Genomic DNA, 14,116 nt, shown 5'->3' with positions numbered 1-14,116 from the left:
GGCGAGGAGCGCGGCCTGCGCGCGCAGGAGCCGCCCAGGCTCGCGCCGCCGCCGGTGGCCAGGGCCGTCCGCGCGCTCGACGCGATCGGCGAGGTGACCGCCCCGGTGCGCGCGCTGATGCTGGTGGACACGTCCTGGTCGATGCGCAGGCGGGTGCCCGGTACGTCGGGCTCGCGCGCCGCGCTGGTCGGGCGGCTGGTCAGGGAGGGGATCGGCGCGCTGCCGGGGGGCAGTTCCGCGGGCATCTGGCGGTTCGCCGACGGGCTGGACGGCGAGCGTCCCTACCGGGAGGTGCTGGAGATCGGCCCGATCACGGGCAGGTCCGCGAAGATCCGTGCGGCGTCCGGCGACCTGGCCATCGACGTCGGCGGGCGGACTCGGCTGCGCGAGTCGGTGCTGGCCGCCTATCGCGCGGCGGCCTCGCACGCGTCGGCGGCGGAGCCCGGCCTGGTGGTGCTGATCACCGACGGCGGTGCCGACAGCGGCTCGCTCGGCCTGGACGGGCTGGTCGCCGCGCTGGAGGAGGAGTTCGATCGCAAGCGGCCGGTGGCCGTCGCCGCGGTCGGCTTCGGCCCGGACGCCGACCGGGCGGAGCTCACCCGGATCGCCGCCGCCACCGGGGGCAGGGCGTATCTCGCCGGGACCGTGTCACGGGCACGCCAGGCCGTCCGTGACGCCGTCACCCGCCGTCCGTGCGCGGTGGAGTGCCGCGACTGAGGCAGCGCGAGATCGGGTGGCCGCGTCGGCGCGCCTTGTGGGCCCGGCCGGCGGCCACCTTCGGCGGCGCGGCTACTGCTCGGGGGGCTGGGGTGTGACCAGGCGGTAGCCGACCCCGCGGACGGTCTGGATCAGGCGGTCCTCGTGGTCGCCCAGGCGAGCGCGGAGGCGTTTGACGTGGACCGCGATCGTGTTGGTGGACGTGCTGTCCGCGGAGTTCCAGACGTGCCGCATGATCTGCTCACGGGTCACCGTGCGATCGGCGTTGCGCATCAGGTAGTGCAACAGCTCGAACTCGCGCAGCGGCAGGTGCACCGCCTTGCCCGAGACGCGTACCTGATAGGCGTGTACGTCGAGCTCCACGCTGCCCACCGTCAGCAGCCGGCGACCCCCCGAGTCGCCACCGCTGAACGCGGCCTGCACCATCGGCAGCAGTTCGGGCACCCGGTACGGCCGGGCCACGCACGCCGTGGCCCCCGCCGCCAGTGCCTGCACGGCCTGCTCGGCGTGTCCCTCGCCCACACCGAGCAGCACCGGGACGGTACGCGAGCGGCGCACCGCCCGGACGAAGTCCACCGCCCCGATGACCGTCAACGTCGCGCTGACCAGGACCACGTCGGGCCGGAGCGCACCCGCCTGGATCAGCGCCTGCGCGCCGTCCGGAGCCCCGGCCACCTCGACGCCTTCGCGTTCCAGTGCCGACGCAAGTTCCCGGATCAGCGCCGAGTCCGGATCGGCCACCAGCAGCATGGGCGCCGTCCGGGTGTCCCCGTCCACCTCGGGTGCCGTCTGCGGCTGGATCACCCGGGTCCTCCAATTGGTCGGCCGAGCTAGCCGAAGCGTCCGGTGATGTAGTCCTCGGTGCGCTTGTCGCTCGGGTTGGTGAAGATGCGACTGGTTTCGTCGTACTCGACGAGGCGTCCGTGCCGTACTCCTGAGTCGTCCACCTCGGCGGTGAAGAATGCGGTGCGGTCAGAGACCCGGGCGGCCTGCTGCATGTTGTGCGTGACGATCACGATCGTGTAGTCGCGCGACAGTTCCTGCATCAGGTCTTCGATCTTGGTGGTCGCGATGGGGTCGAGCGCGGAGCACGGCTCGTCCATCAGGATCACCTCGGGTCTGACCGCGATGGCGCGGGCGATGCACAGGCGTTGCTGCTGGCCGCCGGACAGGGACAGCGCGTTCTGCTTGAGCTTGTCCTTGACCTCGTCCCACAGCGCCGCCTTGGTCAGCGCCTCCTCCACGATGCCGTCCATCCCCTTTTTCCTGCCGTTGACCCGGGGGCCGTAGGCGATGTTGTCGTAAATCGACTTGGGGAACGGATTGGGCTTCTGGAACACCATGCCGATGCGGCGGCGGACCTCGATGGGGTCGACGTGGTCGCCGTACAGGTCCTCGCCGTGGTAGGTGATCTTGCCGGCCGCGCGGGCACCGGGGATGAGGTCGTTCATCCGGTTGAAGCAGCGCAGCACGGTGCTCTTGCCGCAGCCGGACGGGCCGATCATGGCGGTGATCTCGCGGTTGCCGATGACCATGTCGACGCCGCGCACCGCCGCGTAGTCGCCGTAGAAGACGCTGAGGCCGGAAACGTTGAAGACGGGGTCGAGGGCTTGGATGTTGCGGGGGACCTCGGGGCCTCGGACCGTCACGTTCGGGATGGAGGTTCCTATCTCAGACATTCCTTCTCACCAGCGCTTCTGGTAGCGGTTGCGGAGCAGAATGGCCACCGAGTTCATCACCAGCAACAGAGCGAGCAGGACCACGATGGCGGACGAGGCCAGCACCCCGAACTCCGGCCGGGACTGGCCGATCCAGTTGTAGATCTGTAGCGGCAGGGCGGTGAAGCCGTCGGTGAGCGATTCGGGGTTGAACGCCACGAACGTCGCCGCGCCCAGCATGACCAGCGGAGCGGCCTCGCCGATGGCCCGGGACAGGGCCAGGATCGAGCCGGTCGCGATGCCGGGGATGGAGGAGGGCAGCACCTGCCGGTAGATCGTCTGCCACTGGGTCGCGCCCAGCGCCAGCGATCCCTCCCTGATCGACGGCGGTACCGCGCGGATCGCCTCCCGGGCGGAGATGATCACCACCGGCAGCACCAGCAGGGCCAGCGTGAGCGCCCCGGTGATCAGCCCGAAGCCGAGGCCGATGACCCGGGCGATGATGCCGAGCCCGAGGATGCCGTAGACGATCGAGGGGATGCCGGCGAGGTTCTGGATGTTGAGTTCCAGCAGCCGGTTGTACCACTTGTCGCGGTCGGCGTACTCCTCCAGGTAGATCGCCGCCAGCACGCCCGTGGGGATGACGAACAGGGCGGTGAGCCCCATCAGGTAGATGGTGCCGACGATCGCCGACTGGGCCCCGGCGTTCTCCGGACGCCGGATGGAGGGCATGTTCTCCCACAGCCGGGGGTCCAGCCTGGCCCAGCCCTTGCTGATCACGTACGCGAGCAGAACCGCCAGGAACGCGATCGCGATGACCAGGCTGAACTGCAGCGCGATCAGGAACACCGTTTCGCGTACCGGACGGCGCCGCCCGGCGAGCTGCCGCGGGCCGGGGCTCGCGGCCTTGCCGATGGAGGTGAGGACGGTCATTCGTAGGCCTCCCGGTAACGGCGCACGACCTTGGCGCTGACGTAGTTCATCAGGAAGGTCATGATGAACAGCAGCGCGCCCACCGCGAAGATGGTCTTGTACTCGATGGACCCGACCGGGACGTCACCCGACCCCGCGCGGGCGATGAACGAGGCCATGGTGTCCATCTCCCTGGCCGGGTTCATGGTGAAGATCGACCGGCCGCCGGTGGCGATCACCACGATCATCGTTTCGCCGATGGCCCGGGAGAACGCCAGGATGATCGCCGCGATGATCCCGGACAGCGCCGCGGGCAGCACGACCCGCAGCGACACGATCATCCGTGAGGACGCCAGCGCGTAGGCCCCCTCGCGCAGCGAGTTGGGCACCGCCGACATGGCGTCCTCGGCCAGCGAGGCGACCGTCGGAATGATCATCACGCCGACCACCAGGCCGCCGCTCAGCGCGTTGCGGTAGTCGAGGGTGAACGGCAGGAAGTCGCGCAGCAGCGGCGTGACGAAGGTGAGCGCGAAGAACCCGAAGACCACCGTGGGGATGCCCGCCAGCACCTCCAGTACCGGCTTGATGATCTTGCGGACACGCGGCTTCGCGTACTCCGACAGGTAGATCGCGGCGGCCAGGCCGAGCGGGATCGCGACGATCATCGCGATGATCGTGACCAGCAGTGTCGCCACCACGATGGGCAGCACCCCGAAGCTGGGCGGGCTGAACAGCGGGCCCCACTCGATCGAGGTGAAGAACTCCACCACGCTGACCGTGCCGAAGAACTCGATGGTCGGCTCCAGCAGCGCCGCCACGATTCCGATCGTGGTCGCCACGGAGACGGCGGCGGCGAGGACCAGGATCACCTTGATGATCAACTCGCCGTAGCGCGGGCGCGACCGCCCCAGGGAGGGTCCCCCCGGGACGGTCGCCTTGCTGGTTGATGCCATGGTGTGTCAGCTACCGGACAGGGACTGGACGGCGGCCTTGAGCTTGCCCTCCTGCTCGGTGTTGAGCGGGATGTACTTCGCGTCCGTCGCGATCTTGTTGATGTTGGCGGAGTAGAAGTCGATGAACGCCTTCACCTCGGGGCGCTTGGCCGACTCGTTCTTGACGTAGACGAACAGCGGGCGGGCCAGCGGGGTGTAGGTGCCGTCCTGGGAGGTCTCCACGCTGGGGGTCACACAACCCTTGCCGGAGTCGACCTGGACCGCGTTGAGCTTGTCGGCGTTCTCCTCGAAGTAGGTGAACCCGAAGTAGCCGAGGCCGCCCTTGGCGCCGGACACCGCCTGGACGACGTCGTTGTCGTTCTCCGACGCGCTGTAGTCCTTGCGGCTCGCGCCCTCCTCACCGTTGATCTCGTCGGTGAAGTAGTCGAAGGTGCCGGAGTCGGTGCCCGGACCGGCCAGGGCCAGCGGCTCCGCCGGGAACTTGGCGTCGACGTCCTTCCAGGTCTTCACCTTGCCCTGGGCGGCCGGCTCCCAGATCTTCTTGAGCTGGTCGGTGGTCAGGCACTTGGCCCAGTCGTTCTCCTTGTTCACCACGACGGTCAGCGCGTCGGTGGCGACGGTCAGCTCGGTGAACGCGACGCCCTTGGAGTCGCAGATCGCCTTCTCCTCGTCCTTGATCGGACGCGAGGCGTTGGAGATGTCGGTCTCACCGTTGCAGAACTTCTCGAAGCCGCCGCCGGTGCCGGAGGTGCCCACGGACACCCGTACCTTGGGCTGCTCCTCGGCGAAGAACTCGGATGCGGCGGTGGTCAGCGGCCCGACGGTGCTGGAGCCGTCGGACTTGATGTCGCCGCTGAGCTGCTGCCCGGCCTGCTGCTCGCCGCCCCCCGTGCTGCCGGGGCTGGCGGATGCCTCGTTATTCCCACCACCGCCGCCGCAGGCCGCGACGAGAGCGATGAAGGCCGCCGATGCTGCCACCGCGCTCAGGCGGCGCTGTCCACTTGTCACGGTCAGTCGTCCTTTGGTCGTTAACTCTTTTCGATGCACCTCCGATCCAACTGGCGCAAAGTGAACGACAGTGAAACGAGCCGTGACCGACGTTGGAAGAGGTGTGCGGCGGCGTGTGAATACGCCGTCAAAGGGCTTGAACCTGGTAAAGCGCAGGAGTCAGTTCGGGAAGCGCAGATGGGGCCGGGTCAACGTACGGCGGGCGGAAGACCGGGCCGTCACCTGCGGCTGGCATGCTGGAGGCCATGAGCTACCACGTGTGTCTGGTCTGCATGGGCAATATCTGCCGGTCCCCGATGGCGGAGATCGTGCTCCGCCGTACCCTGGCGGAACACGGGCTTGACCGGCTGGTCACCGTGGACAGTGCCGGGACCGACGGCTGGCACGAGGGCGGCCCCATCGACGAGCGGGCCGGGCGGACCCTCGCCGCGCACGGTTATGACGGCTCCGCGCATCGGGCGAGGCGGTTCCAGGCGGCCTGGTTCGGCCAGGCGGACCTGGTACTGGCCATGGACGCGACCAATCTCCGGGCCCTGCGCGCCCTGGCCCCGGCCGGCGCCGAGGTGCGCCTGTTCCGCTCGTTCGACCCCACCGCGCCGGAGAACGCCGAGGTCCCCGACCCCTACGACGGCGGCGACGAGGGGTTCGTCCAGGTGCTGGACATGGTCCGCGCCGCGTCCGAAGGGCTGGCCAAGCACCTCGCGGCGACCCTCCGGTGAAGATCGTGCGGGAGCTGGGCTCCTCACACGCCTGGAAGCTGAGCCGAGGCGAGCTTCCCGACGGCCGCGCCGTCTTCGTGAAGTCGGCCCTCGTGTCAGGTGGCGTTCCCCATCTGTTCACCTCCGAGGCGGCCGGGCTCGCCTGGCTGGCCGAGCCCGGCGCGATCGCCGTGCCCGAGGTGATCGAAACCGGTGACGAACGGCTGGTGCTGGCATGGGTCGAGCCGGGCGACGCCACGGCGCAGGCCGCCGCGCGGCTCGGCCGTGAACTCGCCCGTACGCACGCGGCCGGGGCCGCCGGGTTCGGCGCGTCCTGGCCCGGCTTCATCGCCGAGCTGCCGATGGACAACGAGCCGGTGGCCGATTGGCCGGAGTTCTACGCCACCCGGCGGCTGCTGCCGTTCGTGCGCAGGGCGCGCGACGCGGGGCAGCTGTCCGCGGGCGACGCCGGGCTGATCGAGCAGGTCGCCGAGCGGCTGCCGCGGCTCGCGGGCCCGGCCGAGCCGCCCGCCCGCATCCACGGCGACCTGTGGGGCGGAAACGTGCTGTGGACGGGCGAGCGGGCCATGCTGATCGACCCGGCCGCGCACGGCGGGCACCGCGAGACCGACCTCGCCATGCTCGCCCTGTTCGGCGCGCCGCACCTGGCCACGATCCTGGCCGCCTACGACGAGGAGGCCCCGCTGGCCGACGGCTGGCGCGACCGGGTGCCGCTGCACCAGCTCCACCCCCTGCTGGTGCACGTCTGCCTGTTCGGCGAGGCGTACCGTGGCAGCCTGCTCGACGCCGCCGCCCGCACCCTCGCGCTGTGACGGCTGGGTCGTGACGGCTAAACGGGCAGGGTGAGCGGCCCGCCGCCGAGCCGCTTCAGCACGTCTCCGTGCAGCGGGCCGTTAGAGCACACCAGGCTGCCGCCGTCCAGGCCCGGCACACCGGACAGATCCGTCCAGATGCCGCCGGCCTCTTCCACGATCACCGTCAGCGCCGCCATGTCCCACGGCGACAGCTCGGGCTCGGCCGACACGTCCACCGCGCCCTCGGCCACCAGCACGTGCGACCAGAAATCGCCGTAGGCGCGGGTGCGCCAGCACGAACGGGTCAGTTCGATGAACGCCGACAGGCGCCCGGCCTTCTCCCATTCCTCAAGATCGGAGTAGGACAGCGAGGCGTCCGCCAGCCGGGCCACCGACGACACGCGGCAGCGGCCGGCCTTGGTCAGCCCGCGGCCGGTCCATGCGCCGCCACCCCTGGCCGCCCACCAGCGGCGGCCCAGCGCCGGGGCCGACACCAGGCCGACGACCACCTGATCCCGGTCCAGCAGCGCGATCAGCGTGGCCCACACCGGAACCCCGCGCACGTAGTTCTTCGTGCCGTCGATGGGATCGACGATCCACGACCGCGCGCCGTACCCGGTGGTGCCGAACTCCTCGCCGACCACCGCGTCACGCGGGCGGGCCCGGCGCAGCGTGCCGCGGATCGCCTCCTCCACCGCGCGGTCGGCGTCGCTCACCGGCGTCAGGTCGGGTTTGGTCTCGACCCTCAGATCGACCGCCTTGAAGCGGCGCATGGTGAGATCGTCGGCCGCGTCCGCCATGACGTGGGCGAGCCGCAGATCGTCGCTGTAGTCCGTCACGATGGGACACGGTATCGCGTCAAGGCCCGATCGCCGCTTTCTGGGGACATAGCGTGGTCAATCGGCGTGGCTCGCCTCGGGGTCGGGATCGCCCTCGCGGCTGGCGAGCAGCCGGCGCAGCGAGGCCAGCCGCGCCGGATCGGCATGGCCCTGGCGCACCCAGTCGTCCAGCGCGCAGCCGTCACCGAAGTGGGTGCAGCCCTTGGGGCAGTGGACGGTGCCCTCGACCAGGTCGGGGAAGGCGTGCAGCACGTTGTCCGGCGAGACGTGGGCCAGCCCGAAGCTGCGCACCCCGGGCGTGTCGATGATCCAGCCGCCGCCGGGCAGCTCCAGCGCCACCGCCGAGGTGGAGGTGTGCCGGCCCCGCCCGGTCACCGGGTTGACCTGCGAGACGGCCCGCTCCGCGTCCGGCACCAGGGCGTTGACCAGCGTCGACTTGCCGACCCCCGAATGCCCGACCAGCACGCTGAGCCGGTCGGCCAGCCGCTCGCGCAGTTCCTCCAGCTCCCCGCCCTTGTGGACCACGATGTACGGCACGCCCAGCGGGTCGTACAGCGCGACCAGCTCGTCGGGCGGGGCGAGGTCGGACTTGGTCAGGCAGAGCAGCGGCTCGATCTCGGCGTCGTAGGCCGCCACCAGGATGCGGTCGATCATCCGTGGCCGGGGCGGCGGGTCGGCCAGCGCGGTCACGATCACCAGTTGGTCGGCGTTGGCGACGACCGGCCGCTCGATGCCGTCGGTGGCCTCGGTGTCGTCGGCGGAACGGCGGAGCATCGACCGGCGCGGCTCTACCCGGACGATCCTGGCCAGCGTGTCGGGCCGCCCGCTGGCATCGCCCACCAGGCGCACCCGGTCGCCCACCACGATGCCCTTGCGGCCCAGCTCACGGGCCTTCATCGCGGTGACGGTCGTGCGCTCGCCCGCCTCCACCAGGCAGGTGAACCGGCCGCGATCGACGGCCATCACGAAGGCGGGCACCGCGTCCTCGTGCGCAGGGCGGATCCGCGTCCGTGGCCGGGAGCCCTTGCCCGGTCGTACGCGGACGTCGTCTTCGTCGTATTCCCGCTTCCTCAGCGGCCACCCTCCAGCATCTCGGCCCACATCCCGGGGAACCGGGGAAGGGTCTTGGCGGTGGTCGCGATGTTCTCCACCCGCACGCCGGGGACGGCCAGGCCGATCACCGCTCCCGCCGTGGCCATCCGGTGGTCGTCGTAGGAGTGGAAGAGCCCGCCGCGCAGCGGCCTGGGTCGTACGGTGATGCCGTCGGGGGTCTCCTCCGCGTCGCCGCCCAGCCGGTTGATCTCGGCGGCCAGCGCGGCCAGCCGGTCGGTCTCGTGGCCGCGCAGGTGGGCGATGCCGCGCAGGGTGCTCGGGCCGTCGGCCAGCGCGGCCAGCGCGGCGATGGCCGGGGTCAGCTCGCCCACGTCGCGCAGGTCGGCGTCGATGCCGCGCACCCGGCCGGTGCCGGTGACGGCGAGCCCGCCCGGCGTGCGCCGGACCTCCCCGCCCATCCGCGTCAGCAGGTCGCGCAGCACGTCACCCGGCTGGGTGGTGTGCTCCGGCCAGCCGGGGATCGTCACCGTGCCGCCCGTCACCAGGGCCGCCGCCAGGAACGGCGCGGCGTTGGAGAGGTCGGGCTCGACGGTCAGCTCGCGGGCCGCGATCGGGCCGGGCTCCACCCGCCACACGTCGCGCTCGGTGTCATCGACCCGCACGCCCACCGCGCGCAGCATCTCCACCGTCATCCGGATGTGCGGCGCGGACGGCACCGGCGGCCCGTCGTGGCGCACCGTGAGGCCCTTGTCGAAGCGCGGCGCGCACAGCAGCAGCCCCGAGACGAGCTGGGAGGAGGCCGACGCGTCGAGCGTCACCTCCCCGCCGCGCACCGGGCCGCGGATCGTGAACGGCAGCGCGTCGCCGTCCACCTGCGCCCCGAGCGCCCGCAGCGCCCCGAGGATCGGCCCCATCGGCCGCTTGCGGGCGTGCGGATCGCCGTCGAAGAACACCTCGCCGCCGGCCAGCGCGGCCATCGGCGGCACGAACCGCATCACCGTGCCGGCCAGCCCCACGTCGATCCGCGCCCCGCCGCGCACCGGCCCCGGCGTGATGGCCCAGTCGACGCCGTCGGCGGAGGTCTCGCCGGTCGGCTCCATCGTCGCGCCGAGCGCGCGCAGCGCCGCCGCCATCAGATCGGCGTCGCGGCTGCGCAGCGCGCCCCGCACGATGCCCGGGCCGTCGGCCAGCGCGGCCAGCAGCAGCGCGCGGTTGGTCACCGACTTGGAACCGGGCAGCGGGACCGTCGCCACCACGGGCTCGCGCACGGTGGGCGCGGGCCACGGATCGGGATGCGCAGGCATGGGCCAACTCTACCGGGCGGGCCGCCGCCGAGCCCGCAGACGAAAGATCGCCGTGTCCTGCCGGATCGGCGGTTCCGGGAATCGCACATGCGAGCGAGTCCAAGTGGCACTCTGGTCTTATGTGCGGGAGATACGCATCGGCGCGGAAGAAGCACGAGCTGCTGGAAGAGTTCCGGGTGGAACTGGACGGCGAGCCCGAGAAGGAGCTGCGGCCCGACTACAACGTCGCGCCCACCAAAGAGGTATACGCGGTGCTGAGCCGGGTGCCGAAGGGCGAGGAGCGGGCCGTGCGGCAGTTGCGCGTGGTCAAGTGGGGGCTGGTGCCGTCCTGGGCGAAGGACCCCTCGATCGGGTCGCGCATGATCAACGCCAGGGTCGAGACGGTGGCCGAGAAGCCGTCCTACCGCAAGGCGTTCGCGCAGCGGCGGTGCCTGCTGCCTGCCGACGGCTATTTCGAGTGGTACAAGTTCGACGAGAAGCACAAGCAGCCCTATTTCATACACCCGGCCGACGGCGGGGTGATGGCGATGGCAGGGCTGTACGAGTTCTGGCGCGACCGCAACAAGCCCGACGACGACCCCACGGCCTGGCTGGTGACATGCACGGTGATCACCACCACGGCGAAGGACGAGCTCGGCCGGATCCACGACCGGATGCCGATGCTGATCGAGCGCGAGCGGTGGTCGGAGTGGCTCGATCCCAAGCTGACCGCCACCGATGACGCCCGGGCGCTGCTGGTCCCCGCCTCGCCCGACCGGCTGGAGGCGTACCCGGTCTCCACGGCGGTCAACAGCGTGCGCAACAACGGGCCGGAGCTGGTCGAGCGCATCGAGCCCGACGACGACAAGGCGATCGTCTGAGCGGCGGACACGATCCGTTACTTCGGCGCAAGAGCGAAAAGGCCGGTTCACAGCGGTGTAAACGGCCGGTGAAGTGGGCATTCGATCAGGTAAGGGGAGGCTCGGCCATACACCTTCCGTAGCGCGCCCCCCGGACAGAGCGACCCCCAGCGCCGGGCGGGAAACTCGGGGGAGTTCCGCCGCGATGCGCCCATCCGTCCCGGAGGTGGCCACTCGTGGACGACGCGACCGCGCGCACACGCCTGCAGAACATGCTCGGCGATCTTGAGCGGTCCATCGCGGTGTTACGGGGCGACCCGGTCGCCGTACGCGAGCGTTCGGCGGCCGACGCGGGGGCCGACCTCACCGACGCCGACCGCGCCCGCGCCATGCTGGACGTGGCGACCCGCCAGCGCAACGCCGTGCTCAGCGCGCTCAAGCGGCTCGACGAGGGCAGCTACGGCCGCTGCCTGGACTGCGGCCGGACGGTGCCGGAAGGCCGCCTGGAGGCGCGGCCCGAGGCGTCGCGCTGCGTGCAGTGCCAGGCCAAGCGGGAGCGCCGCCGCTAACCGCTCTTGCGGGCGCTCGCCACCAGGTGGATGCCGACCGTGTCGTCGTCTTCGGGGTTGGCCTCCAGTTCGCTGCGCACCAGATAGGCCAGCGCCCGCGAGTCGGAGGCCAGCACGTGATCGACGGTCGAGGGCGACAGCACCGTACGCGGACGCACCCACTCCACCTCCAGGCCCGCCCCGGTCAGCAGCTCGCGGAGCTGGGCGCTGGAAAAGCACCGGGTGATGCTGCCGTCGGGCCAGGGCACCAGCATGACCTCGCCCTTCTGGCGCAGGTGGGCCCAGTAGTTCTGTTCGGCGAGGATCGCCATGCCGAGCACCAGCGAGTCGACGCACACCAGCGCCCGCCCGCCGGGCCGCAGCACCCTGGCCACGTCGCCCATCGCCGACTCGGCCATCAGCTCCACCGACATGGCCCGCTCCTCGGCGACCACCGCGTCGATGCTCTCGTCGGGCAGGAACCCGAGATCGTCGGCCCGTATCTGACGCACCCGGTCGGCGTCGCGCAGCTTGCCCTGCGCGGCCACGCCGTCGATGCGGAAGTCGATGACCTCGATCACGCGGTGACCCGACCGCGCGGCCTGGGCGGCCCACTGCCCGCCGCCTCCGGACATGTCCAGCAGCACCGATGGTCGCTCGGGCAGCCACCGGCCGAGCTGCTCGGCGGCGACCGCGCGGTAAAACGTCCAGTACGGCCCCAGGGTCCCTGAGCCGTTCAGTTCTTCGGCCGGAATGGGCAGCACACGCGGCTCCTGGGCGTTCGGGGTTTCCGGGGATTGGGGCTACCAGCCGGTACGTATTCTTTTTCCCCGTACCGGGACTCTCGTCACCTTCTATCTTGCGGGAACAGACGATCGCACGCCGGTGTTGCTCGCTGGTGACGCACGATCTTCTCCCGAGAGGTTGTCCGCGCATGCAGGCGCTGCTCGAACCAGACACCCGCTCCCGCCCCGGTCAGCGGCCGGACCCTGAGAAGCGGGTATCCTCCGCTGAGTACGGTATCCCGCTTCGGCCGGGCACCGGTGATCTTAAGGGGGTGGGTCCGGTCCCTGCGACAGACGCGGAGACTCTGGAACAGCGGGGCGAGCGGTTCGAGCGCGACGTCATGCCGTACCTCGACCAGCTCTACTCCGCCGCGCTCCGGATGACCCGGAACCCGGCGGACGCGGAAGACCTCCTGCAGGAGACGTTCGCCAAGGCCTTCGCGTCCTTCCACCAGTTCCAGGAGGGGACCAACCTCAAGGCCTGGCTGTACCGGATCCTGACCAACACCTTCATCAACAGCTACCGCAAGAAGCAGCGGGAGCCGAAGCAGGCGGGCACGGAGGAGATCGAGGACTGGCAGTTGCACCGGGCCGAGTCGCACACCTCCGCGGGCCTGAAGTCCGCGGAGATCGAGGCCCTGGACCACCTGCCGGACACCGACGTCAAGCAGGCGCTGGCCGCGCTGCCGGAGGAGTTCCGTATCGCCGTCTATCTGGCCGATGTGGAGGGCTTCCCCTACAAGGAGATCGCCGACATCATGGGCACCCCGATCGGGACTGTGATGTCGCGCCTCCATCGCGGCCGACGCCAGCTCCGTGGGCTTCTTGAGGACTACGCGCGCGAGCGCGGTCTGGTCCCGGCGGAGGGATCCAAATGAGCTGCGGCGACCCGCACGACACCGACTGTCGTGACGTACTGGAGAAGGTCTACAGCTACCTCGACGGGGAGCTGGACGACTCGAACTGCACGGACATCCGCGACCATCTCGACGAGTGCGGGCCCTGCCTGGCCGAGTACGGCCTGGAGGAGGCGGTCAAGCGCCTGATCGCCCGCCACTGCGGCTGCGACCCGGTGCCGGCCGACCTGCGGGCCAAGGTCCTCACCCGGATTCAGCAGGTCCGCGCCGACCTCGCGGAGTGACCTTCTACGATCGTCGCCAGGCGGCAACGTAGAAGGGGCACTCGGATGCGGATACTCGTCACCGGGGGAGCAGGGTTCATCGGCTCCCATCTGGTCGACCGGCTTCTCGGTGAGGGGCACGAGGTCGCGGCGGTGGACGACCTGTCGGGCGGCGACCCGGCCAACCTCGCCGCGGCGGGCCGCGACCCGAGGTTCGCCCTGCACGAGTGCGACATCCGCGACCCGGGGCTCGCCGCGCTGGCCGAGCGGCTGCGGCCGGAGGTCGTGTGCCATCTCGCCGCCCAGATCAGCGTGCGCAAGAGCGTGGCCGACCCGATCCACGACGCGCGGCTCAATGTGGAGGGCACGGTCGCGGTCCTGGAGGCGGCGCGGGGCTGCGGTGCGCGCAAGGTGGTGTTCGCGTCGTCCGTGGCGGTGTACGGCAGGCCCGCCGTGCTCCCGGTGCCCGGTGACGCCCCGGCCGACCCGCGCTCGCCGTACGCGGCCTCCAAGCTCGGCGCGGAGACCTACCTGGCGACCTACCGCGCGCTGCACGGCATCGACCACACGACCCTCGTGCTGTCCAACGTCTACGGCCCGCGCCAGTCGCCCGACGGCGAGGCAGGCGTCGTCGCCATCTTCACCGACGCCCTGCTGAGCGGGTCGCCGACCGTCCTGTACGGCGACGGCACGCAGACCCGCGACTACGTCTACGTGGAGGACATCGTGGACGGCTTCGCCCGGGCCTGCGGCGAGGCGGGCGGCGGGCGGCGGTTCAACCTGGGCACCGGCGTCCAGACCACCGACCGCCGGCTGCACACCCTGGTGGCCGAGGCCGCAGGCGCCCCGGACACCCCCGCACTGGCC

General features: G+C 71.0%; 17 protein-coding genes. 8 read left to right on the top strand and 9 right to left on the bottom strand.

Annotation, left to right across the window (positions count from 1 at the left end; genetic code table 11):
• On the top strand, positions 1-717 hold a 717-nt coding region (locus tag C1I98_RS22700), incomplete at its 5' end, for a VWA domain-containing protein (RefSeq protein ID WP_146607571.1).
• Between the two features lie 72 nt (positions 718-789).
• On the opposite strand, the gene C1I98_RS22695 is transcribed toward C1I98_RS22700, so the two are convergent.
• From C1I98_RS22695 to C1I98_RS22675, 5 genes are read right to left on the bottom strand one after another with little or no spacing between them, the layout of a single operon-like run.
• Positions 790-1,521 carry a response regulator transcription factor gene (locus tag C1I98_RS22695; protein ID WP_111169449.1) on the bottom strand — a complete coding sequence of 244 codons (732 nt, stop codon included), beginning with the start codon at positions 1,519-1,521 and terminating at the stop codon, positions 790-792.
• A 26-nt stretch (positions 1,522-1,547) separates the two neighbouring features.
• Positions 1,548-2,396 carry a phosphate ABC transporter ATP-binding protein PstB gene (gene pstB, locus C1I98_RS22690; protein WP_111169448.1) on the bottom strand — a complete coding sequence of 283 codons (849 nt, stop codon included), beginning with the start codon at positions 2,394-2,396 and terminating at the stop codon, positions 1,548-1,550.
• A gap of 6 nt (positions 2,397-2,402) precedes the next feature.
• A complete protein-coding gene (gene pstA / locus C1I98_RS22685) occupies positions 2,403-3,308 on the bottom strand; it encodes a phosphate ABC transporter permease PstA (RefSeq protein ID WP_111169447.1) in 906 nt (301 codons plus the stop codon).
• Positions 3,305-4,240: a phosphate ABC transporter permease subunit PstC gene (gene pstC / locus C1I98_RS22680; RefSeq protein ID WP_111169446.1), complete on the bottom strand. Its 936-nt coding sequence runs from the start codon at positions 4,238-4,240 to the stop codon at positions 3,305-3,307. Before pstC ends, pstA begins: the two co-directional genes overlap by 4 nt.
• Positions 4,241-4,246: 6 nt before the next feature.
• Complete coding sequence (locus C1I98_RS22675; RefSeq protein ID WP_199537136.1) at positions 4,247-5,248, bottom strand: PstS family phosphate ABC transporter substrate-binding protein; 1,002 nt, start codon at positions 5,246-5,248, stop codon at positions 4,247-4,249.
• Positions 5,249-5,493: 245 nt separating this feature from the next.
• Between C1I98_RS22675 and C1I98_RS22670 the strand changes: the two genes are divergently transcribed.
• Both C1I98_RS22670 and C1I98_RS22665 read left to right on the top strand, forming a co-directional pair.
• Positions 5,494-5,967: a low molecular weight protein-tyrosine-phosphatase gene (locus C1I98_RS22670; protein WP_111169452.1), complete on the top strand. Its 474-nt coding sequence runs from the start codon at positions 5,494-5,496 to the stop codon at positions 5,965-5,967.
• Positions 5,964-6,779 carry a fructosamine kinase family protein gene (locus C1I98_RS22665; protein WP_111169445.1) on the top strand — a complete coding sequence of 272 codons (816 nt, stop codon included), beginning with the start codon at positions 5,964-5,966 and terminating at the stop codon, positions 6,777-6,779. The genes C1I98_RS22670 and C1I98_RS22665 overlap by 4 nt, the downstream gene beginning before the upstream one ends.
• A gap of 17 nt (positions 6,780-6,796) precedes the next feature.
• Here the strand turns inward: C1I98_RS22665 and hisN are convergent, their stop codons facing one another.
• The 3 genes from hisN to aroA form a co-directional block, all read right to left on the bottom strand.
• On the bottom strand, positions 6,797-7,600 hold the full coding sequence (hisN, locus tag C1I98_RS22660; protein WP_111169444.1) for a histidinol-phosphatase: 804 nt from the start codon (positions 7,598-7,600) through the stop codon (positions 6,797-6,799).
• A 57-nt stretch (positions 7,601-7,657) separates the two neighbouring features.
• Positions 7,658-8,578 (bottom strand): ribosome small subunit-dependent GTPase A, encoded by a 921-nt coding sequence (gene rsgA, locus C1I98_RS22655; protein WP_233508083.1) that lies wholly within the window; start codon positions 8,576-8,578, stop codon positions 7,658-7,660.
• Positions 8,579-8,670: 92 nt separating this feature from the next.
• Positions 8,671-9,957: a 3-phosphoshikimate 1-carboxyvinyltransferase gene (gene aroA / locus C1I98_RS22650; RefSeq protein WP_111169443.1), complete on the bottom strand. Its 1,287-nt coding sequence runs from the start codon at positions 9,955-9,957 to the stop codon at positions 8,671-8,673.
• 119 nt (positions 9,958-10,076) lie between these two features.
• On the opposite strand from aroA, the gene C1I98_RS22645 reads away from it, so the two are divergent.
• Both C1I98_RS22645 and C1I98_RS22640 read left to right on the top strand, forming a co-directional pair.
• Positions 10,077-10,817 carry an SOS response-associated peptidase gene (locus C1I98_RS22645; protein WP_111169442.1) on the top strand — a complete coding sequence of 247 codons (741 nt, stop codon included), beginning with the start codon at positions 10,077-10,079 and terminating at the stop codon, positions 10,815-10,817.
• A gap of 215 nt (positions 10,818-11,032) precedes the next feature.
• Complete coding sequence (locus C1I98_RS22640; protein ID WP_199537135.1) at positions 11,033-11,365, top strand: TraR/DksA family transcriptional regulator; 333 nt, start codon at positions 11,033-11,035, stop codon at positions 11,363-11,365.
• On the opposite strand, the gene C1I98_RS22635 is transcribed toward C1I98_RS22640, so the two are convergent.
• Complete coding sequence (locus tag C1I98_RS22635) at positions 11,362-12,108, bottom strand: class I SAM-dependent methyltransferase (protein WP_111169441.1); 747 nt, start codon at positions 12,106-12,108, stop codon at positions 11,362-11,364. The genes C1I98_RS22640 and C1I98_RS22635 overlap by 4 nt on opposite strands.
• A gap of 293 nt (positions 12,109-12,401) precedes the next feature.
• Here C1I98_RS22635 and C1I98_RS22630 point away from each other — a divergent pair, with 293 nt between their 5' ends.
• The 3 genes from C1I98_RS22630 to C1I98_RS22620 form a co-directional block, all read left to right on the top strand.
• Positions 12,402-13,007 (top strand): sigma-70 family RNA polymerase sigma factor, encoded by a 606-nt coding sequence (locus tag C1I98_RS22630; RefSeq protein ID WP_111169440.1) that lies wholly within the window; start codon positions 12,402-12,404, stop codon positions 13,005-13,007.
• A complete protein-coding gene (gene rsrA / locus C1I98_RS22625; RefSeq protein ID WP_111169439.1) occupies positions 13,004-13,270 on the top strand; it encodes a mycothiol system anti-sigma-R factor in 267 nt (88 codons plus the stop codon). Before C1I98_RS22630 ends, rsrA begins: the two co-directional genes overlap by 4 nt.
• A gap of 45 nt (positions 13,271-13,315) precedes the next feature.
• A partial coding sequence (locus C1I98_RS22620) for an NAD-dependent epimerase/dehydratase family protein (RefSeq protein ID WP_111169438.1) occupies positions 13,316-14,116 on the top strand: 801 nt, incomplete at its 3' end.

It is taken from the genome of Spongiactinospora gelatinilytica, from assembly GCF_003236385.1.
GTDB lineage: Bacteria > Actinomycetota > Actinomycetes > Streptosporangiales > Streptosporangiaceae > Spongiactinospora > Spongiactinospora gelatinilytica.
Note: the sequence above shows the minus strand (reverse complement) of the source record. Positions and strands in the feature narration are given on the sequence as shown.

What these genes read in the sequence shown, in the direction of transcription:
- pstB (WP_111169448.1), bottom strand. Translation starts at nt 2,396, where the DNA reads ATGTCTGAGATAGGAACCTCCATCCCGAACGTGACGGTCCGAGGCCCC.
- pstA (WP_111169447.1), bottom strand. Translation starts at nt 3,308, where the DNA reads ATGACCGTCCTCACCTCCATCGGCAAGGCCGCGAGCCCCGGCCCGCGG.
- pstC (WP_111169446.1), bottom strand. Translation starts at nt 4,240, where the DNA reads ATGGCATCAACCAGCAAGGCGACCGTCCCGGGGGGACCCTCCCTGGGG.
- C1I98_RS22670 (WP_111169452.1), top strand. Translation starts at nt 5,494, where the DNA reads ATGAGCTACCACGTGTGTCTGGTCTGCATGGGCAATATCTGCCGGTCC.
- aroA (WP_111169443.1), bottom strand. Translation starts at nt 9,957, where the DNA reads ATGCCTGCGCATCCCGATCCGTGGCCCGCGCCCACCGTGCGCGAGCCC.
- C1I98_RS22645 (WP_111169442.1), top strand. Translation starts at nt 10,077, where the DNA reads ATGTGCGGGAGATACGCATCGGCGCGGAAGAAGCACGAGCTGCTGGAA.
- rsrA (WP_111169439.1), top strand. Translation starts at nt 13,004, where the DNA reads ATGAGCTGCGGCGACCCGCACGACACCGACTGTCGTGACGTACTGGAG.